The sequence below is a fragment of the Mesorhizobium sp. L-2-11 genome, assembly GCF_016756595.1.
Classification (GTDB): Bacteria; Pseudomonadota; Alphaproteobacteria; order Rhizobiales; family Rhizobiaceae; genus Mesorhizobium.
The window spans coordinates 4441474-4468106 of sequence record NZ_AP023257.1; the positions used below are offsets into that span (position 1 = coordinate 4441474).

27 protein-coding genes and 1 pseudogene are annotated in these 26633 nt (G+C 62.6%); 10 read left to right on the forward strand and 18 right to left on the reverse strand.

Annotation, left to right across the window (positions count from 1 at the left end):
• Positions 1–25: 25 nt before the first annotated feature.
• The 5 genes from JG739_RS21305 to hutI form a co-directional block, all read right to left on the reverse strand.
• On the reverse strand, positions 26–613 hold the full coding sequence (locus JG739_RS21305) for a HutD/Ves family protein (RefSeq protein ID WP_202363247.1): 588 nt from the start codon (positions 611–613) through the stop codon (positions 26–28).
• 8 nt (positions 614–621) lie between these two features.
• Positions 622–2292: a urocanate hydratase gene (hutU, locus tag JG739_RS21310; protein ID WP_202363248.1), complete on the reverse strand. Its 1671-nt coding sequence runs from the start codon at positions 2290–2292 to the stop codon at positions 622–624.
• 38 nt (positions 2293–2330) lie between these two features.
• On the reverse strand, positions 2331–3146 hold the full coding sequence (gene hutG / locus JG739_RS21315) for an N-formylglutamate deformylase (protein WP_202363249.1): 816 nt from the start codon (positions 3144–3146) through the stop codon (positions 2331–2333).
• A gap of 133 nt (positions 3147–3279) precedes the next feature.
• A complete protein-coding gene (hutH, locus tag JG739_RS21320) occupies positions 3280–4821 on the reverse strand; it encodes a histidine ammonia-lyase (RefSeq protein ID WP_202363250.1) in 1542 nt (513 codons plus the stop codon).
• Entirely contained in the window at positions 4818–6047 is a 1230-nt protein-coding gene (gene hutI, locus JG739_RS21325) for an imidazolonepropionase (protein ID WP_202363251.1), read from the reverse strand. The genes hutH and hutI overlap by 4 nt, the downstream gene beginning before the upstream one ends.
• Positions 6048–6147: 100 nt before the next feature.
• On the opposite strand from hutI, the gene JG739_RS21330 reads away from it, so the two are divergent.
• Positions 6148–7500, forward strand: coding sequence for a formimidoylglutamate deiminase (locus JG739_RS21330; RefSeq protein ID WP_202363252.1), 1353 nt, complete (start codon positions 6148–6150; stop codon positions 7498–7500).
• Positions 7497–8276, forward strand: a pseudogene (gene hutC, locus JG739_RS21335) (histidine utilization repressor); the annotation flags it as partial. The gene JG739_RS21330 and the pseudogene hutC, both read left to right, overlap by 4 nt.
• A 180-nt stretch (positions 8277–8456) precedes the next feature.
• Here hutC and JG739_RS21340 read toward each other — a convergent pair.
• Positions 8457–8801: a RidA family protein gene (locus JG739_RS21340; RefSeq protein ID WP_202363254.1), complete on the reverse strand. Its 345-nt coding sequence runs from the start codon at positions 8799–8801 to the stop codon at positions 8457–8459.
• A gap of 217 nt (positions 8802–9018) precedes the next feature.
• Between JG739_RS21340 and aztA the strand changes: the two genes are divergently transcribed.
• From aztA to JG739_RS21355, 3 genes are all read left to right on the forward strand, one after another.
• The gene (gene aztA, locus JG739_RS21345) at positions 9019–9843 is read left to right on the forward strand and encodes a zinc ABC transporter ATP-binding protein AztA (RefSeq protein ID WP_202363255.1); all 825 of its coding nucleotides are present in this window, start codon (positions 9019–9021) and stop codon (positions 9841–9843) included.
• Positions 9843–10718: a zinc ABC transporter permease AztB gene (gene aztB, locus JG739_RS21350; protein WP_202367562.1), complete on the forward strand. Its 876-nt coding sequence runs from the start codon at positions 9843–9845 to the stop codon at positions 10716–10718. The genes aztA and aztB overlap by 1 nt, the downstream gene beginning before the upstream one ends.
• Positions 10719–10914: 196 nt before the next feature.
• Entirely contained in the window at positions 10915–11253 is a 339-nt protein-coding gene (locus tag JG739_RS21355; RefSeq protein ID WP_202367563.1) for a TIGR01244 family sulfur transferase, read from the forward strand.
• A gap of 16 nt (positions 11254–11269) precedes the next feature.
• Here JG739_RS21355 and JG739_RS21360 read toward each other — a convergent pair whose 3' ends face one another.
• The gene (locus tag JG739_RS21360) at positions 11270–11737 is read right to left on the reverse strand and encodes an Lrp/AsnC family transcriptional regulator (RefSeq protein WP_202367564.1); all 468 of its coding nucleotides are present in this window, start codon (positions 11735–11737) and stop codon (positions 11270–11272) included.
• Positions 11738–11877: 140 nt separating this feature from the next.
• Between JG739_RS21360 and hppD the strand changes: the two genes are divergently transcribed.
• From hppD to JG739_RS35470, 3 genes are all read left to right on the forward strand, one after another.
• Positions 11878–12990, forward strand: a complete 1113-nt coding sequence (gene hppD / locus JG739_RS21365; protein ID WP_202363256.1) for a 4-hydroxyphenylpyruvate dioxygenase — start codon at positions 11878–11880, stop codon at positions 12988–12990.
• Positions 12991–13068: 78 nt separating this feature from the next.
• On the forward strand, positions 13069–13284 hold the full coding sequence (locus JG739_RS21370; RefSeq protein WP_370463394.1) for a type II toxin-antitoxin system Phd/YefM family antitoxin: 216 nt from the start codon (positions 13069–13071) through the stop codon (positions 13282–13284).
• Between the two features lie 152 nt (positions 13285–13436).
• The gene (locus JG739_RS35470; RefSeq protein WP_244749502.1) at positions 13437–13628 is read left to right on the forward strand and encodes a type II toxin-antitoxin system VapC family toxin; all 192 of its coding nucleotides are present in this window, start codon (positions 13437–13439) and stop codon (positions 13626–13628) included.
• Positions 13629–13837: 209 nt separating this feature from the next.
• On the opposite strand, the gene JG739_RS21385 is transcribed toward JG739_RS35470, so the two are convergent.
• From JG739_RS21385 to hmgA, 5 genes are all read right to left on the reverse strand, one after another.
• On the reverse strand, positions 13838–14062 hold the full coding sequence (locus JG739_RS21385; RefSeq protein ID WP_446720573.1) for a DinB family protein: 225 nt from the start codon (positions 14060–14062) through the stop codon (positions 13838–13840).
• The gene (locus JG739_RS21390) at positions 14059–14610 is read right to left on the reverse strand and encodes a DinB family protein (protein ID WP_202363258.1); all 552 of its coding nucleotides are present in this window, start codon (positions 14608–14610) and stop codon (positions 14059–14061) included. The genes JG739_RS21385 and JG739_RS21390 overlap by 4 nt, the downstream gene beginning before the upstream one ends.
• Positions 14611–14637: 27 nt before the next feature.
• The gene (locus JG739_RS21395; RefSeq protein WP_202363259.1) at positions 14638–15651 is read right to left on the reverse strand and encodes a fumarylacetoacetate hydrolase family protein; all 1014 of its coding nucleotides are present in this window, start codon (positions 15649–15651) and stop codon (positions 14638–14640) included.
• 77 nt (positions 15652–15728) lie between these two features.
• Positions 15729–16619, reverse strand: a complete 891-nt coding sequence (locus JG739_RS21400) for an MBL fold metallo-hydrolase (protein ID WP_202367565.1) — start codon at positions 16617–16619, stop codon at positions 15729–15731.
• Positions 16620–16630: 11 nt separating this feature from the next.
• Positions 16631–17944, reverse strand: a complete 1314-nt coding sequence (hmgA, locus tag JG739_RS21405) for a homogentisate 1,2-dioxygenase (protein ID WP_128184400.1) — start codon at positions 17942–17944, stop codon at positions 16631–16633.
• A 79-nt stretch (positions 17945–18023) separates the two neighbouring features.
• Between hmgA and JG739_RS21410 the strand changes: the two genes are divergently transcribed.
• Positions 18024–18485 (forward strand): MarR family winged helix-turn-helix transcriptional regulator, encoded by a 462-nt coding sequence (locus JG739_RS21410; RefSeq protein WP_202363260.1) that lies wholly within the window; start codon positions 18024–18026, stop codon positions 18483–18485.
• A 60-nt stretch (positions 18486–18545) separates the two neighbouring features.
• On the opposite strand, the gene tdh is transcribed toward JG739_RS21410, so the two are convergent.
• From tdh to JG739_RS21425, 3 genes are read right to left on the reverse strand one after another with little or no spacing between them, the layout of a single operon-like run.
• Positions 18546–19580, reverse strand: a complete 1035-nt coding sequence (tdh, locus tag JG739_RS21415; protein WP_202363261.1) for an L-threonine 3-dehydrogenase — start codon at positions 19578–19580, stop codon at positions 18546–18548.
• A 45-nt stretch (positions 19581–19625) separates the two neighbouring features.
• Positions 19626–20066 (reverse strand): SRPBCC family protein, encoded by a 441-nt coding sequence (locus tag JG739_RS21420; protein ID WP_202363262.1) that lies wholly within the window; start codon positions 20064–20066, stop codon positions 19626–19628.
• A gap of 21 nt (positions 20067–20087) precedes the next feature.
• Positions 20088–21275, reverse strand: a complete 1188-nt coding sequence (locus JG739_RS21425; RefSeq protein WP_202363263.1) for a glycine C-acetyltransferase — start codon at positions 21273–21275, stop codon at positions 20088–20090.
• 294 nt (positions 21276–21569) lie between these two features.
• Here JG739_RS21425 and JG739_RS21430 point away from each other — a divergent pair, with 294 nt between their 5' ends.
• The gene (locus tag JG739_RS21430; RefSeq protein WP_202363264.1) at positions 21570–23642 is read left to right on the forward strand and encodes a putative bifunctional diguanylate cyclase/phosphodiesterase; all 2073 of its coding nucleotides are present in this window, start codon (positions 21570–21572) and stop codon (positions 23640–23642) included.
• 54 nt (positions 23643–23696) lie between these two features.
• Here the strand turns inward: JG739_RS21430 and JG739_RS21435 are convergent, their stop codons facing one another.
• The 3 genes from JG739_RS21435 to JG739_RS21445 form a co-directional block, all read right to left on the reverse strand.
• Positions 23697–24149: a type II toxin-antitoxin system VapC family toxin gene (locus JG739_RS21435; protein WP_202363265.1), complete on the reverse strand. Its 453-nt coding sequence runs from the start codon at positions 24147–24149 to the stop codon at positions 23697–23699.
• Between the two features lie 18 nt (positions 24150–24167).
• Positions 24168–24410, reverse strand: a complete 243-nt coding sequence (locus JG739_RS21440) for a type II toxin-antitoxin system Phd/YefM family antitoxin (RefSeq protein ID WP_202363266.1) — start codon at positions 24408–24410, stop codon at positions 24168–24170.
• A gap of 141 nt (positions 24411–24551) precedes the next feature.
• Positions 24552–26597: an oxidoreductase gene (locus JG739_RS21445; protein ID WP_202363267.1), complete on the reverse strand. Its 2046-nt coding sequence runs from the start codon at positions 26595–26597 to the stop codon at positions 24552–24554.
• Positions 26598–26633 lie beyond the last annotated feature (36 nt).

Below are 26633 nucleotides of genomic sequence, written 5' to 3' on the forward strand. Positions count from 1 at the left end.
TTGTGATCATGTTTCGAAACAGGCGTTAATCGTTTGCCGCAATACGCTCGATGCGGATCACGAACAGTGTCGCCGGTCGCGCAGGCTCAATGCGCCGTTTCAGGGCGTCCGGTCCGAGCAACAGCGCGTCGCGCGGTCCGATACGGACAGGCGCCGCGCCGGCCACCGTTATCTCGCCGTCAACACACAGGATGAGGGTCGCATCAGCGGCCGACTGGATGTCCGTCGAGGCTGAAATCACCAAGCGATCGACGGCATGGCTCATCCGTCCACGCCGCGTCATGACGTTGAGATCGGTGATCGGACCGGCGATCAGCGCCGCTTGCGTCGGCACATCGGCCGGAAACGAAAGCGGAGCGGAAGTTTTGGTCACCGTAGCCGCCGGGCGGCCGGCGATATCAAGGATCATGCCCTCGCCTTCCAGCACGGCCAAGCTTCGGTCCACTCCGGAAAACTCGGAGAATGGTCCACCGCTTTCGACGAACGCCATGGAGACGCGCCAGTCGAAATCGTCGAGCGCAGCGCCTGCGGGCGAGACGGCGATTTCCGTCGTCATCCCGCCGCCGTTCTTCCACGGCATAGACCGGTATTCGGCTGCCCGGAGAATGCGCAAGGCGCGGTTCAGCCGAGGATGCCTGGCAGGTTGAGCTGGTGCTCCCTGGCGCAGTCGATGGCAAGGTCATAGCCGGCATCGGCGTGGCGCATGACGCCGGTTGCGGGGTCGTTCCATAGCACCCGCTCCAGGCGTTTGGCCGCTTCGCGTGTGCCGTCGGCAACGATGACCATGCCGGCATGTTGAGAAAAGCCCATGCCGACGCCGCCGCCATGATGCAGAGATACCCAGGTTGCGCCGGACGCGGTGTTGAGCAGCGCATTGAGCAGCGGCCAGTCGGACACGGCGTCGGAGCCGTCCTTCATCGATTCCGTCTCGCGGTTGGGCGAGGCAACCGAGCCTGAATCGAGATGATCGCGGCCGATGACCACCGGCGCCTTGAGCTCGCCTGTCGCCACCATCTCGTTGAAGGCGAGGCCAAGCCGGTGGCGGTCGCCGAGACCAACCCAGCAGATGCGCGCCGGCAGACCCTGGAAGGCGATGCGCTCACGCGCCATGTCGAGCCAGTTGTGCAGGTGGGTGTTGCCGGGCGTCAGCTCGCGCACCTTGGCGTCGGTCTTGTAGATGTCCTCGGGATCGCCTGAGAGGGCTGCCCAGCGAAACGGACCGATCCCGCGACAAAACAGTGGCCGGATATAGGCCGGCACGAAACCCGGGAAGGCAAAGGCGTTGTCGAATCCTTCCTCCTTCGCCACCTGGCGGATGTTGTTGCCATAGTCGAGCGTCGGCACGCCGGCGTTCCAGAACGCCACCATCGCCTCGACATGTTCGCGCATCGACGCGCGCGCCGCCTTTTCGACCGCCTTCGGGTCGCTGGCGCGCTTCTCGCGCCATTCGGCGAGCGACCAGCCCTTGGGCAGGTAACCGTTGAGCGGATCATGCGCCGACGTCTGGTCGGTGACCAGGTCGGGGCGCACGCCACGCCGCACCAGTTCCGGCACGATGTCGGCGGTGTTGCCGACCAGGCCGACCGATTTCGCCTCGCCGGCCCTGGTCCAGCGCTCGATCTTTTCCAGCGCCTCGTCGAGCGTGTCGGCGCGTTCGTCGACATAGCGGGTGCGCAGCCTGAAATCGATGCGGTCGGGATCGCATTCGACCGCCAGGCAGCAGGCGCCGGCCATGACCGCGGCCAGCGGCTGGGCGCCGCCCATGCCGCCGAGGCCGCCGGTCAGGATCCATTTGCCCCTGAGATTGCCGCCGTAATGCTGGCGGCCGGCCTCGACAAAGGTCTCGTAGGTGCCCTGCACGATGCCTTGCGTGCCGATGTAGATCCACGAGCCGGCCGTCATCTGGCCGTACATCATCAGGCCCTTCTTATCGAGCTCGTTGAATTTCTCCCATGTCGCCCAGTGCGGCACCAGGTTGGAATTGGCGATCAGCACGCGCGGCGCATCGGTGTGGGTCCGGAACACGCCGACCGGCTTGCCCGACTGCACCAGCAGCGTCTCGTCGTCTCCAAGCGTCTTCAGATAGGCGACGATGCGATCAAAGTCGTTCCAGGTGCGCGCCGCCCGGCCGATGCCGCCATAGACGACCAGTTCGTTGGGGTTTTCGGCGACGTCGGGATCGAGATTGTTCATCAGCATGCGCAACGGCGCTTCAGTCAGCCATGTGCGGGCGTTGAGTTCGCTGCCGCGCGGACTGCGGACTTCGCGGATGTTGTGGCGAGGATCGGTCATGGCGTCACTTTTCCTTTCGAATGAGAGGCGGCGATGCGTCAGCGCCCGGCCCAGGCAATCGCGCTTTCCAGGATCCGCTTCAGCGTGGCGCGGATCGGCGCGGCGAATGCGGGGTCGTAAGACACTGGCCAATTGTCCGGCGCACCCTTGCTTTTGGGCTCGCGCATATAGCCGCGGTTGGACAGTTCCATCTGCAGCGCATGGACGCCGTTTTGCGGCTGGCCGAAATGGCGCGTGATCCAGCCGCCCTTGAAGCGGCCGTTGACGACAAAACTCTCGCCGGTCTCGGCGAGAATCTGGCCGACCATTGCCTGCAAACCCGGATCGGCGCTTTTGCCGTCATTGGTGCCGAGGTTGAACACCGGCAAAGTGCCTTCGAACAGGCGCGGCAGCACCGAGCGGATCGAATGACAGTCATAGAGAACGATCTTCCGGTGCAAGGCGCGCAGCCTGTCGATCTCGGCCTGCATGGCGGCATGGTAAGGCACAAAGTACTTTTCGCGGCGCTCGTCGACCTCCGAGGCATCAGGCTCTTCCCCGACACGATAGAGCGGATCGCCGTCGAAGGTCTCGGTCGGGCACAGGCCGGTTGTCGCCTGGCCGGGATAGAGCGAGACGCCGGACGGGTCGCGATTGACGTCGATGACGGTGCGCGAGATCGCGGTATGCACCACCGTCGCGCCGAGGTCTTCGGCAAAGTCATAGAGCTTGTCGATCCACCAGTCGGCGTCGCGGCGGCCGAGCCAAGGCGATACCAGCCGGTTCTCAAGGCCGGCGAGATCGATGCCGGTGTGCGGGATCGAGACCAGCAGCGGGGCGGTGCCGCGCGTTACAGTGAGCCAGGAGGGTATCACGACCGCGCCCCATTGAATGCGTCATCATAGGAAACGCTGGCGGGACAGCACCCCCCTCTGTCCTGCCGGACAGACAGAGGGGGGTGCTGTCCCGCCATCGTCTTCATACCGGCTCCATAGGCAAAGCAATCCATCACAGCACTCCCGTCACCGGGGGCAGTGCCACCGCGCCCGCTGCCTTCACCGCAGCGCCGCTGCGCACCATGGCGATGGCCTTTTCCATGTCAGGATGAAAATGCCGGTCATTGTCGAGATGCGGCACTTCGGCCCTGACCAGCCTGCGCACCGCTTCGAGCGGCGCGCTCGATGCCAGCGGCGCATGGAAATCGCAGCCTTGCGTGGCGGCCAGCAATTCGATGCCGATGACGGCCGTCGCATTCTCGATCATGCCGATCAGCCGGCGCGCGCCATGTGCCGCCATCGAGACGTGGTCTTCCTGATTGGCCGAGGTCGGGATCGAATCGACACTGGCCGGATAGGCCTTTTGCTTGTTTTCCGAGACGAGTGCCGCCGCCGTCACTTGCGGGATCATGAAGCCTGAATTCAAGCCTGGCTTCGGCGTCAGGAATGCCGGCATGCCCGACAGCGCCGGATCGACCAGCATGGCGATGCGCCGTTCCGACAGCGAGCCGATCTCGCAGACGGCGAGCGCGATCATGTCAGCGGCGAAGGCCACCGGCTCGGCGTGGAAATTGCCGCCGGAAAGTGCTGTGTCGTCCTCGGCGAAGATCAGCGGATTGTCGGTGACGCCGTTGGCCTCGGTGCCCAGCGTGTCGGCGGCCTGGCGCAGCACGCTAAGTGCTGCACCCATCACCTGCGGCTGGCAGCGCAAGCAGTAAGGGTCCTGCACGCGTTCGTCTCCGACCCGGTGCGATTCACGGATGGCACTGCCGGCCATCAGGTTGCGCAGCGCGCCTGCCGTCTCGATCTGGCCGGGATGCTTCCTGAGCAGATGGATGCGCGGATCGAATGGGGCGTCGGAGCCCTTGGCGGCATCGGTCGAAAGCGCACCGGCGACCAGCGCCGACTGGTAGAGCACTTCGGCGTCGAACAAGGCGGCCAACGCGTAGGCGGTCGAAAACTGGGTGCCGTTGAGCAGCGCCACCCCTTCCTTGGCGCCAAGCGTGACCGGCTCCAGCCCGTGCGAGACAAAGGCGACCTTGGCCGGGAATCGGCCATGCGGGGTAAAACATTCGCCAACGCCGATCATCACCGCAGTCATGTGCGACAGCGGCGCAAGGTCGCCAGAGGCGCCGACCGAGCCTTGCGCCGGCACCACCGGAATCACGTCATTGGCGAGCATCGCTTCAAGCAGCTCAACGGTCTGCGGCCGCACGCCTGAGGCGCCCTGCGCCAGGCTGGCCAGCTTCAGTGCCATCATCAGCCGGCAAACAGCGGCCGGCATCGGCTCGCCGACGCCGGCGGCATGCGACAGCACGATGTTGCGTTGAAGGGTCGCGAGATCGGCGGCTGGGATACGGACGCTGGCCAATTTGCCGAAACCGGTGTTGATGCCATAGACCGGCTCACCTTTGGCGACGATCCGGGCAACGGCCTCGGCGCTGGCCTTGATCTTTGGCCAGCAGGCCGCATCCAGCTTCGGCACCGCGCCACGATAGATTTCGCGCCAGTCGGCCAGGGTTGTGTTGCCCGGCTTGAGTTTGAGTCCACTCATTGTCCCCTCCAGATGCGGGCATGCAGCGGGTTGAAGCCCATGCGGTAGACGAGCTCGGCCGGGCGCTCGATGTCCCAGATCGCCAGGTCGGCTGATTTTCCAGCCTCGAGCGTGCCGGTTCTTCCGAGCCATCCAAGCGCGCGGGCGGCCTCCCGGGTGACACCGGCAAGGCATTCGTCAACAGTCAGACCGAACAAAGTCGCCGCCATGTTCATGGTCAGCAGCAGCGAGGTCAGCGGCGAGGTGCCGGGATTGCAATCGGTGGCGACCGCCATTCTTACGCCGTGCTGCCGAAACAGGCCGATCGGCGGCTTCTTGGTCTCACGGATGAAATAGTAGGCTCCGGGCAGGATCGTCGCCACGGTTCCGGCCCTCGCCATCGCCGCCGCACCCGCCTCATCGGTGTATTCGAGATGGTCGGCCGACAGGGCACCATAGCGTGCCGCGAGTTCCGCCCCATGCAGGTTGGACAGTTGGTCGGCGTGGAGTTTTACCGGCAGGCCTGCTGATTTCGCCGCGTCGAACACGCGAGAAATCTGATCGGGCGAAAAGGCGATGCCCTCGCAAAAGCCGTCGACCGCATCAGCCAGGCCCTCGGCAGCGACGGCCGGCAAAATCTCGTTTGCGACCAGATCGATAAAAGCGTCCTTGTCGCCTTGCGCTTCAGGCGGCAGCGCATGCGCGCCGAGAAAGCTGGTTGTTACCGTAACTGGACGGTTTTCGCCCAGGAGCCGCGCGGCGCGCAGCGATTTCTTCTCGTTTTCCAGATCGAGCCCGTAGCCCGATTTAATTTCGACCGTGGTGACGCCTTCGGCGATCAGCGCATCGAGGCGCGGCAGCGACTGGGCGACCAGTTCGTCCGGGCTGGCGGCGCGCAGCGCCTTGACCGAAGAGATGATGCCGCCGCCGGCCCTGGTGACCTCTTCATAGGTGGCGCCGGCCAGCCGCATCTCGAATTCGTTGGCGCGATTGCCGGCATGGACCAGATGAGTATGGCAGTCGATCAGGCCGGGTGTTATCCAGCGGCCTTCGCAATCGACAATCTCCGCGTCTCGCAAAAGTGCTGCCGTCATGTCGGCTTCCGGGCCGGCATAGACGATCAGGCCATCGCGCGCGGCGATCGCGCCGTCTTCGACGATGCCCAGTCCGCTTTTAGCCATGGTCGCCAGACGCGCATTGCGCCAGAGGCGTACCTCCCCAGCCCGATCTTTGCTCTCTCCAGCCATCATCTTTTCCGTTTCAATCGGCCGCGGTTATGTATATACATATTGAAACGCAGTGCAAGCGGTATCATTGCACGGGACACAGGGGATCGGAGAGAAAAACGTGACAGCGATCTTTTCGGAACAGGCGCTTCTGCCCGACGGCTGGCATTCCAATGCCCGGGTCGTGGTCAGTGATGGCCACATCGCCACGGTCGAGCCTAACACCGCATCCCAGCCCGGCGACGAACGCCATGCCATTCTGCTGCCAGGCATGCCGAACCTGCACAGCCACGCCTTCCAGCGCGGCATGGCCGGTCTAGCCGAGCTGCGCGGCCCTTCAGCCGACAGTTTCTGGAGCTGGCGCGAGGTGATGTATCGCTTCGCGCTGTCGATGACGCCGGATCAGGTCGAGGCGGTCGCCGCGCAGCTCTATGTCGAGATGCTGGAGGCTGGGTTCTCACGCGTCGGCGAGTTTCACTATCTGCATCACGACCGCGACGGCCAGCCCTACGCCAACATCGCCGAAATGGCCGACCGCATCACCGCCGCGGCTGCCGACACCGGCATTGGGCTGACGCTGCTGCCGGTCTTCTATGCACATTCCTCTTTCGGCGGCGCAGCGCCGAATGAAGGCCAGCGGCGATTCATCAACGATATGAATCGGTTCTCGCGGCTTGTTGAGAAATGTCACGAAACCTTTCGCACCTTGAATCAAGCTGTCGTTGGCATCGCCCCGCATAGTCTGCGCGCCGTGACGCCGGAGCAGTTGGAAACCATCGCGACAATGGCACCGGCCGGACCGATCCATATCCATATCGCCGAGCAAGTGAAGGAGGTTGAGGACTGCCTTGCCTGGTCCGGGGCGCGGCCGGTGGAATGGCTGCTCGCCAATGCCAAAGTCGATAAGCGCTGGTGCCTGATCCACGCCACCCACATGACCGAGACCGAGACCGCGGCCATGGCGAAAAGCGGGGCCATCGCCGGCCTCTGCCCGATCACCGAGGCCAATCTCGGCGACGGCACCTTTGCAGCACCTTTGTTCAAACAACATGGCGGCCGCTTCGGCGTCGGCTCCGATTCCAACGTGCTGATCGGCCTGCCCGACGAATTGCGGCAGCTCGAATATTCGCAGCGCCTCGCCCACCGTGCCCGCAACGTGCTGGCGGTCGCCGGCGGTTCGACTGGACGGGCACTGTTCGATGCAGCGCTCGACGGCGGCAGTACGGCGCTTGGCGCAGGTCCCTCGCGGATCGCCGCTGGTGCCTCAGCCGATTTCATCTCGCTCGATGGCAAGCATCCGTCGCTTGCCGGCAAGACCGGCGATGCGGTGCTCGACAGCTGGATCTTCGCCAACGGTTGCAAGATTGATTGTGTCTGGGTGCATGGCAAGAAACTGGTCAGCAGCGGCAGGCATGCAAGGCGCGATTCCATTGCCGAGCGTTTTCGCAAGGTGATGACGGCGCTTTCGGCATGAGCATGATCCAGACAATGGATGTGGAAGGCGGGGATGTGGAAGGCGGGGATGTGGACGGCGGGGATGCTGACGGCGGCGAGCCTCTCTCGCTGCATCAACGCATCCTGTCCGACATCAGCGAACGGATCCTGTCCGGCGCCTGGGCGCCCGGCCACCGCATCCCGTTCGAGCACGAACTGACGGCCGAGTACAAATGTTCGCGCATGACGGTGAACAAGGCGCTGTCGCAGCTTGCCAAGGCCGGGCTGATAGAGCGCCGCCGCCGCTCTGGCAGCTTTGTCCGGCGGCCGCAGTCGCAAGCCGCGGTGTTGGAAATCCATGACATCAGGATCGAGGTCGAGGCGCTCGGCCTGCCCTATCGCTACGAGCGTGTGGCGCGCCATAAAAGGCGCAGCAGCGCCGAGGATCGCAGGTTGCTGGAACTAGACTCCAACGGGCCGGTGCTGGCGCTGGAGTGCCGGCATTTTGCCGGCAAGCGGCCGTTCGCCCACGAACAGCGGCTGATCAACCTGGCCGCTGTCGCCGAGGCCGCCGACGAGGAATTTTTTGCTGTCGCGCCTGGGCCGTGGCTGATCGCCCGCGTGCCATGGAGTGCCGCCGAACACCGCATCCGCGCCGTCGCCGCCGACGGACACATTGCGGCTGCACTCGATATCGAGGCCGGCGCCCCCTGCCTGGTGATCGAGCGACGGACATGGAGCGCCGAGCACCCGGTCACCCATGTCCGTTTCACCTATGCGGCCGAGAGCCACGCGCTGGTGGCAAGGTTCACGCCTTCGCAGGGGCAACCCTCCCCCTCGAGGGGAGGGTCGCGGAGGAAAATGCCGCATGGCGACATTTTGTGACGCGGGGTGGGGTCGGTGCAACCTCGCCGACCCCACCCCGTCTCGCAATCTCCGCTTCGCTCCGACTACTCGCCGACCTTCCCCGCAAGGGGGAGGGTTAAGAGCCGCATCTCAAATCGCTGCAGTAATAATAATCTCGACCAGATATTCCGGTCCGGCAAGCTTGGCCTCGCCTGTGGCGCGGGCCGGGGTATGGCCCTGTGGCACCCATTTGTCCCATTCCGCGTTCATCTCGGCGAAGGTGCTCATGTCGGCCAGCCAGATGATCGCCTGCAGGATCTTGGTCTTGTCGGTGCCGGCCTTGGCCAGCAATTCGTCGATGGCCGCCAGGATGTCTCTGGTTTGGGCACCGACGTTTCCGCCCGGTTCGCCGACCTGACCAGCCAGGTAGACGGTGTTGCCGTGGATGACGATCTGGCTCATGCGTGGGCCGACATCGATGCGACGAATGCTCATTGGAACGTTTCCTTCCTTTGTGGGTCGCGCCTCTTTAGAGTCGCGGTTCGCTGGGAGCAAGGTTGCATGAGCGAATCCTCTTGAGCCAGCAGGCGTGGGGCGAAAATAGGCACACGCCAATTTGCTGCGGTCGCCGCAATTCCGCCGGATTGACTTGTTGACTAATGTAATAACATCACATATCCAGCGCCGCTGCCGTATTCTCACGGATCGTCACATGACCAAAACCTGCCTGACATTCCGCGACCTGACGCTGGGCTACAACAGCCATCCGGCGATCCATCATCTCGACGGCACGATCCGCCGCGGGTCGCTGACTGCCGTCGTCGGCGCCAATGGCTCGGGCAAGTCGACCCTGATGAAGGGCATCGTCGGCGTGTTGAAGCCGATGGCCGGCACGGTTGTCCGGGCGCCCGGCGTGCGCGCCGCCTATCTGCCTCAACAGTCGGAACTCGACCGCTCCTTTCCCGCCCGGGTCGTTGATCTGGTTTCGCTCGGCCTGTGGCCACGGCGCGGGCTGCTCGGCCGCTACACCAGGGAAGATCGCGATTCGGTCAGCCAGGCGCTGATGGCCGTCGGCCTCGGCGGCTTCGAGAAGCGCCCGATCGACACCCTGTCGGGCGGCCAGCTGCAGCGCACGCTGTTCGCCCGCGTGCTGCTGCAGGACGCCGATCTCATCCTGCTCGACGAGCCGTTCAATGCCGTCGATACCAAGACCGTCGGCGACCTGATCGCACTGATCAAGCGCTGGCATGGCGAGGAACGCACGATCTTGGTCGTCGTCCACGATCTGGGACTGGTGCGCCAGAACTTCCCCGAGACGCTGCTGCTGGCGCGCCAGCCAATCGCCTGGGGCGAAACCAGGGAAACGCTGCGGCCGGAAAACCTGTTGCGCGCGCGCCGCTTCCACGAAGCCTGGGAAGAGAACGCGCCCTGGTGCGAGCCCGACAAGCACGGTGATCACGGTCACGGCCCTGGGCACAACCATGGGCACGACCATGCGCACGACCACCATCACGGCTCCGGGCCGCGGGCAGCATGATGGATACGCTCTACGGTCTTCTCATCGCTCCGTTCGCCGAATTCGCCTTCATGCAGCGGGCGCTTGCCGGCTCGCTGATGCTGTCGCTGGGCGCCTGCCCGGTCGGCGTGTTCCTGATGCTGCGGCGTATGAGCCTTTCCGGCGACGCCATGGCCCACGCCATCCTGCCGGGTGCTGCCGCCGGTTTCCTGTTTTATGGGCTGGAAATCCTGCCGATGACCATCGGCGGGCTGATTGCCGGCATCATCGTCGCGCTCGGCGCCGGCGCTGTCTCGCGCTTCACCATCCAGCGCGAGGACGCCTCGATGGCGGCCTTCTACCTGATTTCGCTGGCGATCGGCGTGCTGATGGTGTCGATCCGCGGCTCCAGCGTCGATCTCATGCATGTGCTGTTCGGCACCGTGCTTGCACTCAACAACGAAGCACTGACGCTGATCGGCGGCATCGTGCTGGTCACGCTGGTCAGCCTCGCCATCTTCTGGCGGGCGCTCGTCGCCGAATGTCTCGACCCGCTGTTCCTGCGTTCGGTCAGCCGGCTGGGCAGCCCGGTGCATTTCATCTTCCTCGGCCTCGTCGTGCTCAACCTGGTCGGCGGCTTCCAGGCGCTCGGCACGCTGCTATCCGTCGGGCTGATGATGTTGCCGGCGGCCGCCGCCCGCTTCTGGACCATGCGCGTCGAGCCGATGTGCGTGCTGGCGGTGCTGATCGGCTTTGCCTCCTGCGTCGCCGGGCTGCTTCTGTCCTACCACGTGTCGCTGCCTTCCGGCCCGGCCATCATCCTGTCGGCCGGCGTCGTCTATTTTGCCTCGATCCTGTTCGGCACGCGCGGCATCCTGCGCGCCCGTATCGTGCATCATCGCCACAGAACCGCCTGACCCCAAAGCAGATCTGTCCATGCCGAAATCAATCCGCGCCCGGCACGACGCCGTAGGCAGCCCCGGCTGGATTTCCGGCAAGACAATGTCTATCTGCGCAGCGGGATTTCTTTTCTGCGCGGATTGCCGCACGAGCTAGAGAGTGGCAAGACTCCGCCCCTGGCCGGCAGGCATCGAACATTGCGAGGACGCCATCATGGAATATCGTCAGATCAGCGAGGACTATTCGGTCTCGGGTCAGATCCAGCCCGATGAGGTCGCCGCCATCAAGGCCGCCGGCTTCAAGAGCGTCATCTGCAACCGACCCGATGACGAGCAGCCCGGCCAGCCTTCGGCGGACACGGTCAAAGCGGCAGTCGAAGCCGCCGGGCTTGCGTTTCGCTACATCCCGGTCATCAGCGGCCAGATCACGGCCCAAAATGTCGAGGACCAGGCTGAAGCGCTCGATGAACTCGAAGGCCCGATCTTCGCCTATTGCCGTTCCGGCGCACGCTGCACCAACCTTTTTGGGCTGATCCAGCAGTCGAAGGGCTGATTACGGCGGCACGCGGTCAGATCGGCAGCGCGCCGGTTTCCTTCAGCGTTTCCAGCACGATCGCCGTCTTCACATGCTGCACGGATTCGTGCGGCAGGAGCACGCCGTTGACGAATTCCGACAGCGATTTCAGGTCGGGCGTCACCACTTTCAGGATGTAATCCATCTCGCCGGTCAGCGCGTGCGCCTCCTGCACTTCCGGCAGCCGCGCCACCAACTCGCCGAAGCGCCGCGCATTGTCGCGGTTGTGGGTGGCGAGCGTCACCGAGATGACGCTGACCAGTGAGAAGCCGAGCTTGTCGCGGTCGAGCACCGCGCGATAGCCCCTGACATAGCCGTCCTCCTCCAGCCTCTGGCGGCGGCGCGAACATTGCGAGGCCGACAGGTTCACCCGTTCCGACAAATCGTTGTTGGTCAGCCGTGCGTCGCCCTGCAAGAGAGCCATTATCTTGCGGTCAAACCGGTCGATGCGCGCATCATCCATGATTTTTTCATCCACCATGCACAACTCCCGCATGGTCTACCCGTTTAAAGCGTTTGAATGCAAGCACCATGCGCCTGCTCCGCGCTATAATGGCGTCAAAATGGCCCTTTGCGGCCAACCAGCTTTTGGAGGACAACACCATGGGTCCCTTCCCTCACGATGCACCGCCCGCAACGATCAGCAAGGCCAATCCGGCCGGCACCGACGGCTTCGAATTTGTCGAGTTCGCGCATCCCGAACCGGCAAAGCTCGCCGAGCTTTTTACCCGCATGGGTTATGTACCGGTGGCCAAGCACCGCACCAAGAACATCACGGTCTGGCGGCAGGGCGACATCAACTATGTCGTCAATGCCGAACCCAGCTCGCATGCGATGAAATTCGTCGACAAGCACGGCCCCTGCGCTTCCTCGATGGCCTGGCGGGTGGTCGATGCCAAGCACGCGTTCGACCATGCTGTCGCCAAGGGCGCCACACCCTATAAAGGCGTCGACAAGGCGCTCGACGTGCCGGCAATCGTCGGCATCGGCGGTTCACTGCTTTATTTCGTCGATACTTATGGGGAGAAGGGCTCGGCCTACGATGCCGAGTTCGAATGGCTGGGCGAGCGCGACCCGAAGCCGGAAGGCGTCGGCTTCTATTATCTCGACCACCTCACCCACAATGTCTATCGCGGCAATATGGACAAATGGTGGGATTTCTATCGCGACTTGTTCGGCTTCAAGCAGATCCATTTCTTCGACATCGACGGCAAGATCACCGGCCTGGTCAGCCGCGCCATCACCTCGCCCTGCGGCAAGATCCGCATCCCGCTTAACGAGTCCAAGGACGAAACCAGCCAGATCGCCGAATATCTGAAGAAGTACAATGGCGAAGGCATCCAGCACATTGCCGTCGGCACGGACGAGATCTACGGCGCCACCGACAGGCTGGCAGCCAACGGGCTGAAGTTCATGCCCGGCCCGCCGGAAACCTATTATGAGATGTCTCATGCCCGCGTGCACGGCCATGACGAGCCGATCGAGCGGATGAAAAAGCACGGCATCCTGATCGACGGCGAAGGCGTGGTCGACGGCGGCACGACCAAGATCCTGCTGCAGATATTCTCGAAAACCGTAATCGGGCCGATCTTCTTCGAATTCATCCAGAGGAAGGGCGACGAAGGTTTTGGCGAGGGCAATTTCCGGGCGCTGTTCGAATCGATCGAGCAGGACCAGATCAAGCGCGGCGTGCTGAAGGTGCAGGCGGCGGAGTAGGCGACCGCGCCTCTCATACCTTGCGGTTCGATCAGATATGCCTAAATTCTGGTCAGAGGTCTGATCATGAATGTTCCGATGGCAAAAGCGAAGGCCCAGCTCTCCGAGTTGGTGAAACGTGCGCAGGCCGGCGAAGAGATCCATCTGACGCGGCATGGCGAGGTTGTGGCAACCTTGAGCGCTCCCGCCCGGGCTGGCGGGAGCAAGCGCCTTTTTGGAGCCCTGAAAGGCCAAATTCGGATATCGGATGATTTTGATGAACTCGGTCCCGAATGGGACGAGTACATTAAATGAGCCACCAATATCTGGTTACGCAGACTCACGCCTTTCGGACCACCATCGCGACATCTTTCTTGCGGGCGAGGATGTGGTCGTCAGTGCCGTCTCGGTAGCAGAGATCTGCCATCAAGAAATCGCTCGGCAAAGTCACGCTCACAGGCAACATCGTGGAAATCTTGCGATCGAACGGCATTCCGATCCTCAGTGTGAATGAACTACACGCGGCGAGGCTTGAGCATTTGCCGCTCCATCACCGCGATCCTTTCGACCGTCTGCTCATCGCACAGGCTCAAATTGAAGGCCTGACGTTGCTCACTGCGGATCGGCATTTCTCAGCCTATGACGTCGCGTTGGTCTGATCATTCCAGGTTCAGCCGCTCGACCTCCGCCTTCCTCAAACTTCAAATCATAGTTGAGCAAAAACTCATCGAGTTGCGGCGGCTTTATCGAGGTGCCGGACATCATCGCGTGCACATGGCTGCGATGATGGATGTCGTGGGATGAAGAGGTGGGCGAGCAGGTCGCCGATGCGCTCCGGTATTTTTCCAATAATTTTCGTAACTACAAATTATTCTTCACCACCATTCAAATCCAACCTCTCGACCTCCGCTTCCCTCAGTTTCAGATCATAGTCGAGGAAGAACTCATCGAGCTGCGGCGGTTTCACCGACGTGCCGGACAGCATGGCGTGCACCTGGCCACGATGATGGATGTCGTGGATGAAGAGGTGGGCGAGCAGATCGCCGATGCGCTCCGGTATTTTTCCAATAATTTTCGTAACTACAATAATTATTCTTCACCACCATTCAAATCCAACCTCTCGACCTCCGCTTCCCTCAGTTTCAGATCATAGTCGAGGAAGAACTCATCGAGCTGCGGCGGTTTCACCGACGTGCCGGACAGCATGGCGTGCACCTGGCCACGATGATGGATGTCGTGGATGAAGAGGTGGGCGAGCAGATCGCCGATGCGCTCCGGTATTTTTCCGTCCTCGCGCCGGTCGGTGATGACACGGCGGTCGAGATCTTCGGCCGACAGGCGGTCGCAAAAGGCGATCAGCCGCCGGTCGGCCGCGACCTGGGCGGCAAACAGCGCTGATGGTTCATCGAACGGCACGAAATTGTCATGGGCCGCGGCACCAACGCCGCCCTCTTCCAAAAAATCGAGATAGAGATGATCGACCGCCAGGATGTGGTTGAGCGTCGCCTTGATCGAGGGAAAGAAGCTGGTTCGCTCGGCCTCGAATTCACCGGACTCAAGCTGCAGCACAGCGCGGTAGAGCCGGTCGTTCGACCAGAGGTTGTTGCGCGCCATGCGGCTGAAATGGTCCAGCAGGTCCATCGTTTCAGACGTCCTCCCAGTGCAATCTTACCTGATGTATCTCTCGACCTTCTGCTCGATCGCACCAAAAATCGAATGTCCGGCCCTGTCCTTCATCTCGATGCGCACGGTATCGCCAAAGCGCAGGAACGGCGTTGTCGGTTCGCCGGCTGCGATCGTCTCGATCATGCGCAACTCGGCAATGCAGGAATAGCCGGCGCCGCCCGCCGAGACCGGCTTGCCAGGGCCGCCGTCGAGCTTGTTGGAAACCGTGCCCGAACCGATGATGGTGCCGGCGGCCAGCGGCCGGGTTTTCGCGGCATGCGCAATCAGCACCGGAAAATCGAAGGTCATGTCGACGCCGGCGTTGGCGCGGCCGAACGGCATGCTGTTGAGATCGACCAGCAGCGGCAGGCAGACCTTGCCGCCATCCCAGGCCTCGCCCAGTTCGTCCGGCGTCACGGCGACGGGAGAAAACGCCGAAGACGGCTTTGATTGGAAGAAGCCAAAACCCTGGGCAAGCTCCGGCGCGGTCAGGGAGCGCAGCGTGACGTCATTGACCAGCATGATCAGCCGGATCGCGGCTCTTGCCTCATCGAGGCTTGCCCCCATCGGCACATCATCGACGACGACAGCGACTTCCCCTTCCATGTCGACGCCAAGAGCCTCGTCGACCGTGCGGATCGGATCACGCGGCGCGATGAAACTGTCTGATCCACCCTGGTAGATCAGCGGATCGGTCCAGAAGCTTGCCGGCATCTCGGCGCCGCGCGCCTTCCGCACCAGTTCGACATGATTCACATAGGCCGAGCCATCAGCCCATTGATAGGCGCGCGGCAACGGCGAATGGGCATCATGCTCGTGAAAGCGCGCTGACGGCACCGCATTGTTCTCCAGCGATTCCGCTATTGTCGCCAGATGCGGCGCGATCCGGCTCCAGTCGTCGAGCGCCGCCTGCAGCGTCGGCACAAGAAACGAGGCATCGGTGAACCGCGTCAGGTCGCGCGAGACGACGACCAGCTTTCCGTCGCGCGTCCCGTCCTTCAATGTGGCAAGCTTCATGCGGTTTCCTCTCCTGATGCGGCTTTGGTGCCGCTTTGAATTTTGACCTGCGCAATGATCGCTTACGAAAGCGGTTCTCACTTTTCGCTAGCGCGGTCCTTCGGTTCGGGATCATGCTCCAGCCCCACAACAAGGCCGTCGCGGGCGATCGTCAAGTCTCCGGGCCATGTTTTCCTGACGGCGGCGATCCAGTCGGCCTCGCCGATCTCGGGATCGTCGGCCGGAATGAGGTGGTTGAGCACCAGTCTTTTGGCTCCTGCGTCACTGGCGATGCGCCCCGCCTCCTCAGCAAAAGTATGGCTGGCAAGCAGGTGTTCCCTTAGCCTTTCGCCATTGCCGGTCTTAGCAACCAGTCGCTCGATGCCGTCTTCCAGCATGCCTTCGTGGACGAGAATGTCGGCGCCTTTGGCGAAATCGGCCAATGGCGGAAAGAACGCCGTATCGGCGGAAAACACCACGCTCTGTCCGGCATGCTCGAAGCGCAGCGCAAAGCAGTCGGCCACCGGCGGGTGGTCGACGCGCAGCGCCAAAACCTTCAGGCCGCGCTCCTCCATCACAAGGCCTTCGCCGAACTCGACGATCGAAACCAGATCTTGGATATCAGGTCGGCCTTCGTCGACGATGCGTATCTCGATGTCGAATTCCATCGCCTGGCAAAAGCGCTGCCAGTAATGGCCGGTGCCGGGCGGGCCGAAGACGGTGACCGGTGTCGCCAGACCCGCCGTCCAGGCGGTGTGGATCAGCGGACCGAGTTCCAGCACATGGTCGGAATGCAGATGCGTGATGAAGACCAGGTCGAGCGACTTCAGGCTGATGCCGGTCTCGGCCAGCCCGCGCGTCACGCCAAGCCCGCAATCCACGACGATGGTGCGTCCGCCGAATTTCAGCAGCGACGAACTCGGCCACGGCCCGCCCGGCCGGAGCGCCGGCCCGCCCTTCGAGCCCAGCAGCACCAGCCGACCCCGCATTGGATCAGCGCTCAAGACCAGTCGCCCTCCGGCGTGCCGTTGAAGCGCTTCTTCAGATCGGCCCAGCAGTCGATATAATTGTCCTGCCGGGTTTCAACCTCGGCGGCGTAGCGGGTCAGCATCTGCGGGAATCGCGTCTCGAACATGAAGGCCATGGTGTTGTCGAGCTTGACCGGTTTCAGCTCGGCGCGCGAGGCCTTTTCGAAGCCAGACGCGTCGGGCCCGTGGGCCAGCATCAGATTGTGCAGGCTGATGCCGCCCGGAACGAACCCCTCCTCCTTGGCGTCGTACTGGCCGTGGATCAGGCCCATGAACTCGCTCATGATGTTGCGGTGGTACCAAGGCGGGCGGAACGTGTTTTCGGCCACAAGCCAGCGCGGCGGGAAGATGACGAAGTCGATGTTGGCGGTGCCCTCCTCGCCGCTCGGCGCGGTCAGCACCGTGAAGATCGACGGATCGGGATGGTCGAACAGGATCGCGCCGACCGGCGAAAACGTTGCAAGATCATATTTATAGGGTGAGTAATTGCCGTGCCACGCGACCACATCCAGCGGCGAGTGATCCAGTTCGGTGACATGAAACTGGCCGCACCATTTCACGATCAGCCGGCACGGCGTCTCCTTGTCCTCGAACCAGGCGCAAGGCGTCTTGAAATCGCGCGGATTGGCCAGGCAATTGGCGCCGATCGGGCCACGATCCGGCAGCGTCAGCTTGGCGCCGTAGTTCTCGCAGACATAGCCGCGCACTGTTTCATCGACCAGTTCGACCTTGAACACGAGGCCGCGCGGCAGCACGGCGATCTCGCCGGGTCGCAATTCGATGACGCCCATCTCGGTGACGAAGCGTAGCGCCCCCACTTGCGGCACAATAAGCAACTCGCCGTCGGCGTTGAAGAAATGGTCGTCGGCCATCGAGCGGTTGGCGACATAGACATGCGCAGCCATGCCGGTCTGGCCGAGCACGTCGCCGGCGGTAGTGATCGAGCGCATGCCGGCAATGAAGTCGGTCGGTTCCTTCGGCATCGGCACCGGGTTCCAGCGGTACTGGCCAAGCGCCAGTTCGTGATCGCCGACATTCGGCGCGCTTTTCCACAGCGGATAATTCGCCGCCTTGAAGCGGCCGGTGTGCCTGACGCTCGGCCTGATGCGATAAAGCCAGGAACGCTCATTGGTGCCGCGTGGCGCGGTGAAGGGCGAGCCCGAAAGCTGCTCGGCATAGAGGCCGTAGGCCGGCCGCTGCGGCGAATTTCGCCCTTGCGGCAGCGAACCAGGCAAAGTCTCGGTTTCGAAGTCGTTGCCGAACCCCGGCATGTAGGAAAAGGCCATGGCATCCTCCCTGGATTGACCAAATTGGTTTCGTTTGTAACCATCGAAAATGTAACTATCAATCGCGATGGAGCAGACCATGGAGGCTGACACCCTCGAACTTGAAAGCTTCCTGCCCTACCGGCTCTATCGCCTTGCCGATGCGGTCAGCCGCGAATTTTCCAGGGTTTACAAGGACCGCCACGGCTTGACGCGGCCCGAATGGCGCACGCTGGCCGGTCTCGGCCAGCACGGCACGATGACGGCAACGGCGCTCGGCGAACAGTCGGCCATGCACAAGACGAAGGTTTCTCGCGCCGTCGCCGAGCTAGAACGGCGCCGCTGGCTGACGCGAAAACCGGATGAAAAAGACCGCCGTGTCGAGCATCTGACGCTGACCGGAGCGGGCCTTGCCGCCTATCGCGAAATGGTGCCGCTGGCGAAGGCGTTCGAGCGGGACTTGCTGTCAAAACTCAGCGCTGGCGAGCGCGTGGCGATCGCGGAAGGATTGTCTGCGCTGGAGACGGCTTTGTACGGGGATAAGTTAGTTGCTCAACATTAGCGCGCCGCGCCGTTGCAGAATTTTTGATGCCGGCGGGGCAGCGCCGGCGTTTCTAACTACCTACCAATCCATCACCACCTTGCCCGAATTGCCGCTGCGCATCGCGTCGAACCCCTTCTGGAAGTCGTCCACGCCGATACGGTGGGTGATTAGCCCGGAAACATCGAGCGGACCCTGCACCAGGGCGATCATCTTGTACCAGGTCTCGAACATCTCGCGGCCATAGATGCCCTTGAGATGCAGCATCTTGAAGATGACCTTGTTCCAGTCGATCTCGAAGCCGGTCGGCGCGATGCCCAAAATGGCGATCTTGCCGCCATTGTTCATGGCGTCGATCATGTCGCGGAAAGCGGGTGCGGCGCCCGACATTTCGAGGCCGACGTCAAAACCTTCGGTCATGCCGAGCGCCGGCATGATATCGCGCAGCTTTTCCTTCGACGCGTCGACCACATGCTGGACGCGGAGGTTTTTCGCCAGCGCCAGCCGCACCGGATTAATATCGGTGATGACCACTTTTCGCGCGCCGACGCATTGAGCGACCAGTGCAGCCATGATGCCGATCGGCCCGGCGCCGGTGACCAGCACGTCCTCGCCGACCAAATCAAAGGACAATGCGGTGTGAACCGCATTGCCCAGGGGATCGAAGATTGCGGCGATCTCGTCGGGCACGTCGTCGGGGATCGGCACGACGTTGTGCTGCGGGATCGCCAGATATTCACCGAAGGCGCCCGGCCGGTTGACGCCGACGCCGAGCGTGTTGCGACACAGATGCCCCCTGCCCGCGCGGCAGTTGCGGCAATGGCCACAGACGATGTGGCCTTCGCCCGAAACACGCTGGCCGATCTTGTATTCGGTGACCGCCGCGCCGAAGTCGGCGACCGTGCCGACGAATTCGTGGCCGGTCACCATCGGCACCGGCACGGTCTTCTGCGCCCATTGGTCCCAATTGTAGATGTGGACGTCGGTACCGCAGATCGCGGTCTTCCTGATCTTGATCAGAACGTCGTTCGGGCCGATTTCCGGCACCGGCACTTCTTCCATCCAGATGCCCGGCTCGGCCTTGGCCTTGACCAGCGCCTTCATCATGTTCGACATCAGACGCTCCTCAAAAATCTTGCCTGTCTTGACGGATCGGCTGCATCAAGCCGCCTCCAGGATTCTCTTCAGTCGCAGCAAATCTCGATCGGTCGAACGCCGGACGGCCAAAGCCACGAACGGGGCAACCAGACGGGAAAAGCCGGTTGGCGCGCCGCGGTTCCTGAGTGCCATATGGGTACGGCCTTCGCCAGCATCCCGCCACGCATAACTCGTTTCCATGGGAAACGGCCCTTCGGCGGTTCGCATTACAAGCCGTTCGCCCTGCACGAACTCGACGATTTCGTAGGTGTAAACAAGCCGCCTTCCGAGGAACTGCGCCACGAATGCAATTCTCGATCCTGCCCGGGCCGGTCGGGGCGTTTTCCATTCCACCGATTTGATATTGACGTACCAGCGCGGAACGTTGTCCGGATCGGCGGAAAAATCGGCGACGACCGCGCGTGGCCTGGCGATCTCGATCTTGCTCGTCACGTCGATCGTCATGGCCGGCTTCCTGCGATAGGGTCAAGCGATTACACCCAGCTCTTTTCCGACGTCGCCAAATGCTGCCACGGCGCGGTCGATGTCGGCGCTGGAATGGGCGGCCGACATTTGCGTGCGGATGCGCGCCTGGCCCTTCGGCACCACCGGAAACGAGAAGCCGATGACATAGATGCCGCGCTGCAGCATGCGCGCCGCCATCTCCTGCGCCAGCGTCGCATCGCCGAGCATGACCGGAACGATCGGATGATCGGCGCCGGCCAGCGTAAAGCCAAGCTTACCCATTTCAGACCGGAACCGCGCCGCATTGGCATAGAGGCGCTGACGCAGCGCATCGCCATTTTTGACCAGTTCGAAAACCCGGATCGAGGCGCCGGCGATCGCCGGCATCAGCGTGTTGGAGAAGAGATAGGGCCGCGAGCGCTGGCGCAGCCATTCCACGACCGGCTTGCTCGCGCTCGTATAACCGCCCGACGCGCCGCCCAATGCCTTGCCGAGCGTGCCGGTGATGATGTCCACCCTGCCCTCGACGCCGCAATGCTCGGCCGAGCCGCGCCCGTTCCTGCCGACGAAGCCGACTGCATGGCTGTCGTCGACCATCACCATTGCATCGTACTTGTCGGCGAGATCGCAGACGCCCTTCAGATTGGCGATGATGCCGTCCATGGAAAATACACCATCGGTGGCGATCAGCCGAAAACGGCAATCCATCGCCTGCTTCAGCCGCGCTTCCAGATCGGCCACGTCGTTGTTGGCGTAACGGAAACGCTTCGCCTTCGACAGCCGCACGCCGTCGATGATCGAGGCATGGTTCAGCGCGTCGGAAATGACCGCATCCTCCTCGCCGAGCAGCGTCTCGAACAGGCCGCCATTGGCGTCGAAGCAGGAGCCGTAGAGGATCGTGTCCTCCATGCCGAGAAAGCCAGAAATCGTCGCCTCGAGCTGCTTGTGCTCCTCCTGCGTGCCGCAGATGAAACGCACCGACGCCATGCCATAACCATAGCGGTCGAGTGCCTGCTTGGCCGCTTCGCGCAACTCGGCGCTATCGGCGAGGCCAAGATAATTGTTGGCGCAGAAATTCAGCACACTCTGGCCGCCCACCTCGATCTTAGCCGATTGCGTCGAGGTGATCACCCGCTCGGATTTGTAGAGGCCGGCCGATTTCAGCCCTTGGAGCTCGCTGTCGATATGGGAGAGGAATGCCGCGCTCATGATCTGGCCCTGTTGAGAACGAATGGACTGTCGCCCCGCGCGGGCGAAAAATCCACCGTAAAAGCGACGGCTTCGGTGACCCGACGGTCAGTGGCCAGAATGCCGCCCCAGAATGCTGGCCCAGAATGCCGCCAAATGGCAGATGTTCAAATGCAGCTACGGCGCGAAAGAAGGCGATAACCATTTTGCGAGCTTTCCAACGCTGCTGCTCTGTCGGCTTCCGGAGCTGTTAACCTTTCAAGCCAATGGTTCCCATACCCAACGATCTGTCGGCGAGAGGGACCGCCCCAGAAAATGTCGCAGCAACCGATGCAAACCATTTCGGGCAGGCTCGTACTGCTGATCAAGGCAGGCTACTGGCTGGCGCTGCTGATCATTGCAGCCATGGTGATGGCCTCCTTCATCCTTCTCCAGCAGATGATGGCTGGCCAGCGGAACGACGAGACGCTGCTCGATATTGTCGGCATGCAAAAGGTGCTGTCGCAACGCATTGTCTTCCTTGCCAACGCGGCAGGCGCAGCTTCGCCCAACCAACAACCGGCTCTGGTCACCGCATTCAAGCAAGCCACGGCCGAGTTCGAGAGGAACTACGACCTCCTGCTCGAGCGGGTGGTCGCCGACCCGGCGTCACCGGCAAGGCTCGATCCAAAGTCAGTCGAGAGCGTCCTTTTCGCCAAGCCGTTTCATCTCGACTACTTCTCGGTCGGGCTTATCGCCAACGGCGAGCGACTGGTTTCGGCGTTTGAATCGCAACTCGGCATGGCCGACAATGGCGGCTACAAGGGTGGCGGCGAACGCGTCAATCTCGACGCTTCCGTCGCCAATGCAACCCTGTCGGGCTACGCGGCACTCGGCCAGCGCATCAGCGCCCAAGCCGATGCGCAATCGGGAAGACTTCTCGATCTTCATCGAACGCTGTTCTACTCGACCATCGGCGTCATCGTGCTGGTGGCACTTTTCATCTTCAGGCCGATGTCGAACGCCATCCTGCGCAAGACGCGTGAACTGATCGATACCCGCAACTCCATGGCCTTCATCGCCGTGCATGACGGTCTTACCGGCCTGCACAACCGCACCTTCCTGACAGACCATTTCGATACGCTGATCAAGGGCGCGCAGCGCCGGCGAGAGCGGCTTGCGGCGGTCCACCTCGACCTCGACCGGTTCAAGCAGATCAACGACACGCTTGGCCATGCCGCCGGCGATTATGTGCTGGTGGTAACGGCGCAGCGCATGCGTGATTCTTGCCGGGCGTCGGATCTCTGCGTGCGTCTCGGCAGCGACGAGTTCGTTATGATCCTTAACGGTGCCGGCGGCACCGAGGACATCAACACGGTCGCCGGGCGCGTCCTGACGCAGATCAATGAACCGATCGTCTATCGGGGCACTACCATCCTTCCGGGCGCCAGCGCCGGCGTCGCCGTCTATCCGATTGATGCCGACAATGCGCAAGATCTGCTCGTTCATGCCGACCTCGCGCTCCACGCTGCCAAGAAGCAGGGTGGCGGCAGTCTCTCATTCTTCTCCGAGGCGTTGCGGCATGAACTCGACTACCGCAAGCGGCTCGAGCATGACATCAGGATCGCTATCGCGCAGAAGGCGTTCCAGGTCTATTTCCAGCCACAGGTTTCGTTGTCGAACGGCACGATCGGTGGCATCGAGGCGCTGGTTCGCTGGAGACATGCCGAGCGCGGCATGATTGCACCCGGCGAGTTCATTCCCATCGCCGAGAAATGCGGACTGATGCCGGCGATCGGCCGCATCGTCATCGCCAAGGCAATCGGCGAGGCGGCGGAGTGGAACCGTGCCGGCATTGCCTTCGGACGGCTCGCCGTCAACGTCTCCGGCTCCGAATTGCGTGAGGTCGATTTCGACGCCTTCCTTTTCGGCGCGCTGGAAAAGGCTGGGCTGCCGCCACAAAAACTGTCGCTCGAGATCGTCGAATCCGTCATCCTCGACGACGAGAAGACCGGCATCGCGGCAAAGCTGCGGCACATCCGCGCCGCCGGTGTGCATCTTGAACTCGATGATTTCGGCACCGGCTACGCGTCGCTCAGCCACGTCAACCCGAACGAGATCGATAGGCTGAAGATCGATCGCCGCTTCGTTCAGAACATCAATGCGAACGGCGACAACACCAAGATCGTGCGTGCCATCACCGAACTCGCCCGCGGCCTTGGCATCTCGATCGTCGCCGAGGGTGCCGAAACCGAGGCTGAGCTCGATAAGCTGATGGCGATCGGCTGCGACCAGGTGCAGGGCTACTCCATCGCCTTCCCGATGCCACAGGACCAGACACGCGAATGGCTGGTCGCGCGGACGCCGAAGAGAGCCAGGCTAACGGTGTTGCAGGGAAGGCTGGCGTAAGGCGCCAATCTTGACACGCCTCTTCGGAAGATGGCGCCTAACGGGTGGGTCCGGCTAAGGTGCCGCCGACTGCTGCAATGGCGGCAAGTTCTTCAGCGGGTTGAGCATCCGCACCCCGAGCGGTGCAAAATGACGCTCGTTGTCCGTCAGTATCGTCAAGCCGTGGACCTCGGCCGTCGCGGCGATAGCGATGTCTTCGAAGCCTGGCCGATGCGCCCTCGCCCGATCGAGAATAGACCCAGCGGCATGTGCTGTGCGCAAATCGAAGGGAAGTACCCTTTGTCCATAAAGGTGCTCGACCGCTTGCCACCAGTTGCGTAGCAAAGCCGCCTTTGTCGTCGCACCCTCGCGCTCGGCCTTGGCTATCCCTGCAGCGATTTCGGATACAGTGACAACGGACAGGAACAGGTGTTCGCTGGCTTTGTCGAGCCATGTTGCCAGCGCTGCCCGATCCGCCTTCTTGGCCGGCGCGACTGCCGAGATGATGTTGGTGTCAAGCAGAAACATCAGGACCACTCGACGGCGTTACAACGCAACCTTGCGAACCTGTTTACGGGAACGGCGGGGAATATCGCCTTCTTCACCGGGAAAAGCCGCCAGCAATTGGCCAAAGCTAGGCACCCGCGACAGCCGTTCGTAGTCTTCGAAAGACAGGATCACAGCCTGCTTGCGCCCGTGACGCGTGATGACGGCAGGTTCTCCTGCCACGGCCTGATCAACCACCGCCGAAAGCGTAGCCTTGGCATCCTTCAACTGAATTTCTCGCATGCTGCTGCCCTATATATGACCAAAGTAGTCATTATAACATCTTGGGCCCCCTGAAACAATGCGTTCGGCAGATGGGATCAATCGACATTTACCCGCAGCCCGGCCAGCGCCTTCGGCTGGCGCCAGCAATCAAGGCGATCGTCAGATCCGCAGACCGAACCTGATGCCGTCATAGATGGCGGCGTGAATGTTGCGCGAGGCGACCGCATCGCCGATGCGGAAAAGCACGAAGCGCGCTTCCGGATTGCGCGCCGGGAAAATGTCGCCACCATTGACCAGCCGCTCGTAATCGACCGCGCCGCCATTCTTCGACAGCGGTTTCAGTGCGAGATAGAGATCGTCGAGCGGCAGCGTGCCGTGCTCGACCACCACCTGATCGACCCGCCGCTCGCCGCGCCAGCCGTCAGCGAAGTCTGAGCCGAGCTCCGCAACCAGTTGATTGCCTTCGCGCCGCACCGAACGCAGCCGCGTGTTGATGGTGATGGTGACGCCTTTTTCGTGGAAGGCGCGCATATAGGGCACGTGGTTCATGCCGCCCATTTCCGGGGCGAAGAAGCGTTCGGGCGAAACCAGCTCCAGCTTTGCACCGCTATTTGCGATCAACTCGGCGGCACCCATGCCCTGATGGCCGCCATTGTCGTCGTAGAGGAGCACGTTTTCAGCGGGCTTGACGCTGCCGGCCATGATATCCCAGCTCGACGTGACGAGATTGTCGCCCGCCGCCAGCGGCGGGTTCTGCGGCAGGCCGCCGGTGGCGACCACCACCACGTCCGGCGACAGCGCCAGAACATCGTCCTTCTCCGCCCAGGTGTCATAGCGGATTTCGACGCCGAGCCGGTCGAGCTCGGCCAGTCGCCAATCGATGATGCCGATCAGTTCCTTGCGGCGTGGGTTCTGTGTCGCAAGCCGCACTTGGCCGCCGGCCTGGCTCGACGCTTCCAGCACCGTCACCTGGTGGCCGCGCTCGGCCGCGACACGCGCCGCCTCCAGACCGCCGGCGCCGGCGCCGACGACGACCACATTTCGCTTCGGTCCCTCGGTCCTCGGGATGATGTGCGGAATATCAGCCTCGCGGCCGGTCGCCGCGTTATGGATGCACAGCGCCTCGCCGCCCTCATAGATGCGGTCAAGGCAATAGGTGGCGCCGACGCAAGGGCGGATTTCGTGCTCGCGGCCCTCCATCACCTTCCTGACGATGTGCGGATCGGCGATGTGGGCGCGGGTCATGCCGACCATGTCGAGCTTGCCGGCGGCGATGGCGTGACGCGCAGTGGCGACATCGGAAATCCGCGCCGCATGGAAGGTCGGGAATTTCGTCGCCGCCCTCACCTCGCCGGCGAAATCGAGATGCGGCGACGAGCGCATGCCGGTTACCGGGATGACCTTGGTCAGCGCGGCATCGGTTTCGATCGATCCGCGAATGATGTTGAGGAAATCGACCTTGCCGGAGCCGGCCAGCCGCCTGGCGATCTCGACGCCTTCCTGTTTCGAAAGGCCCTTTTCAAAATCCTCGTCGGCAACCATGCGGATGCCGACGACGAACTTTTCGCCGACCGCCGCCCGCACGGCGTCGAGCACCATGCCGGTGAAGCGCAAGCGGTTGTCGAGCGAGCCGCCGAAATCGTCGTCGCGCTGGTTGGTGGCCGGCGACCAGAAGCCGTCCATCAGATGGCCGTAAGCCTCGAACTCGATGCCGTCGAGGCCGGCGGCCTGGCAGCGCTGGGCGGCGGCGGCGTAGTCGGCGACGATGCGCTCGATGTCCCAGTCCTCGATGGTCTTGGGAAAAGCGCGATGCGCCGGCTCGCGCACTGGCGAGGCGGACAGCACCGGCAGCCAGTCGGCCTTGTTCCAGCCGGTGCGGCGGCCGAGATGGGTGATCTGGATCATCACCTTGCAGTCATGCTCGTGGCAGGTATCGGCGAGTTCAGTGAGCCATGGCACGATGCGGTCGTCATAGACATGCAGATTGCCGAAGGCGGCCGGGCTGTCGCGCGAGACGATCGCCGAACCGGCGGTCATGGTCAGCGCCATGCCGCCCTTGGCTTTTTCGGCGTGGTAGAGCCGGTAACGCTCTTTCGGCATGCCTTCCTCCGAATAGGCCGGCTCATGGCTGGTCGACATGACCCGGTTCTTCAGCGTCAAATGTTTGAGCTGATAGGGCTGGAGAAGCGGATCGCTGCTGGTCATCGTCTTCCTGTCTCAAATTGTGCTAATGAGCGGCAA

What these genes read in the sequence shown, in the direction of transcription:
- hutU (WP_202363248.1), bottom strand. Translation starts at nt 2,292, where the DNA reads ATGACCGATCCTCGCCACAACATCCGCGAAGTCCGCAGTCCGCGCGGC.
- JG739_RS21355 (WP_202367563.1), top strand. Translation starts at nt 10,915, where the DNA reads ATGGAATATCGTCAGATCAGCGAGGACTATTCGGTCTCGGGTCAGATC.
- JG739_RS21435 (WP_202363265.1), bottom strand. Translation starts at nt 24,149, where the DNA reads ATGTTTCTGCTTGACACCAACATCATCTCGGCAGTCGCGCCGGCCAAG.
- JG739_RS21430 (WP_202363264.1), top strand. Translation starts at nt 21,570, where the DNA reads ATGTCGCAGCAACCGATGCAAACCATTTCGGGCAGGCTCGTACTGCTG.
- JG739_RS21445 (WP_202363267.1), bottom strand. Translation starts at nt 26,597, where the DNA reads ATGACCAGCAGCGATCCGCTTCTCCAGCCCTATCAGCTCAAACATTTG.
- JG739_RS21440 (WP_202363266.1), bottom strand. Translation starts at nt 24,410, where the DNA reads ATGCGAGAAATTCAGTTGAAGGATGCCAAGGCTACGCTTTCGGCGGTG.
- hutI (WP_202363251.1), bottom strand. Translation starts at nt 6,047, where the DNA reads ATGGCTGGAGAGAGCAAAGATCGGGCTGGGGAGGTACGCCTCTGGCGC.
- JG739_RS21400 (WP_202367565.1), bottom strand. Translation starts at nt 16,619, where the DNA reads ATGCGGGGTCGGCTGGTGCTGCTGGGCTCGAAGGGCGGGCCGGCGCTC.
- JG739_RS21410 (WP_202363260.1), top strand. Translation starts at nt 18,024, where the DNA reads ATGGAGGCTGACACCCTCGAACTTGAAAGCTTCCTGCCCTACCGGCTC.
- JG739_RS21340 (WP_202363254.1), bottom strand. Translation starts at nt 8,801, where the DNA reads ATGAGCATTCGTCGCATCGATGTCGGCCCACGCATGAGCCAGATCGTC.
- tdh (WP_202363261.1), bottom strand. Translation starts at nt 19,580, where the DNA reads ATGTCGAACATGATGAAGGCGCTGGTCAAGGCCAAGGCCGAGCCGGGC.
- JG739_RS21420 (WP_202363262.1), bottom strand. Translation starts at nt 20,066, where the DNA reads ATGACGATCGACGTGACGAGCAAGATCGAGATCGCCAGGCCACGCGCG.
- JG739_RS21390 (WP_202363258.1), bottom strand. Translation starts at nt 14,610, where the DNA reads ATGGACCTGCTGGACCATTTCAGCCGCATGGCGCGCAACAACCTCTGG.
- hppD (WP_202363256.1), top strand. Translation starts at nt 11,878, where the DNA reads ATGGGTCCCTTCCCTCACGATGCACCGCCCGCAACGATCAGCAAGGCC.
- aztA (WP_202363255.1), top strand. Translation starts at nt 9,019, where the DNA reads ATGACCAAAACCTGCCTGACATTCCGCGACCTGACGCTGGGCTACAAC.
- hutH (WP_202363250.1), bottom strand. Translation starts at nt 4,821, where the DNA reads ATGAGTGGACTCAAACTCAAGCCGGGCAACACAACCCTGGCCGACTGG.
- hmgA (WP_128184400.1), bottom strand. Translation starts at nt 17,944, where the DNA reads ATGGCCTTTTCCTACATGCCGGGGTTCGGCAACGACTTCGAAACCGAG.
- JG739_RS21425 (WP_202363263.1), bottom strand. Translation starts at nt 21,275, where the DNA reads ATGAGCGCGGCATTCCTCTCCCATATCGACAGCGAGCTCCAAGGGCTG.
- JG739_RS21370 (WP_370463394.1), top strand. Translation starts at nt 13,069, where the DNA reads ATGGCAAAAGCGAAGGCCCAGCTCTCCGAGTTGGTGAAACGTGCGCAG.
- JG739_RS21360 (WP_202367564.1), bottom strand. Translation starts at nt 11,737, where the DNA reads ATGGATGATGCGCGCATCGACCGGTTTGACCGCAAGATAATGGCTCTC.
- JG739_RS21395 (WP_202363259.1), bottom strand. Translation starts at nt 15,651, where the DNA reads ATGAAGCTTGCCACATTGAAGGACGGGACGCGCGACGGAAAGCTGGTC.
- aztB (WP_202367562.1), top strand. Translation starts at nt 9,843, where the DNA reads ATGGATACGCTCTACGGTCTTCTCATCGCTCCGTTCGCCGAATTCGCC.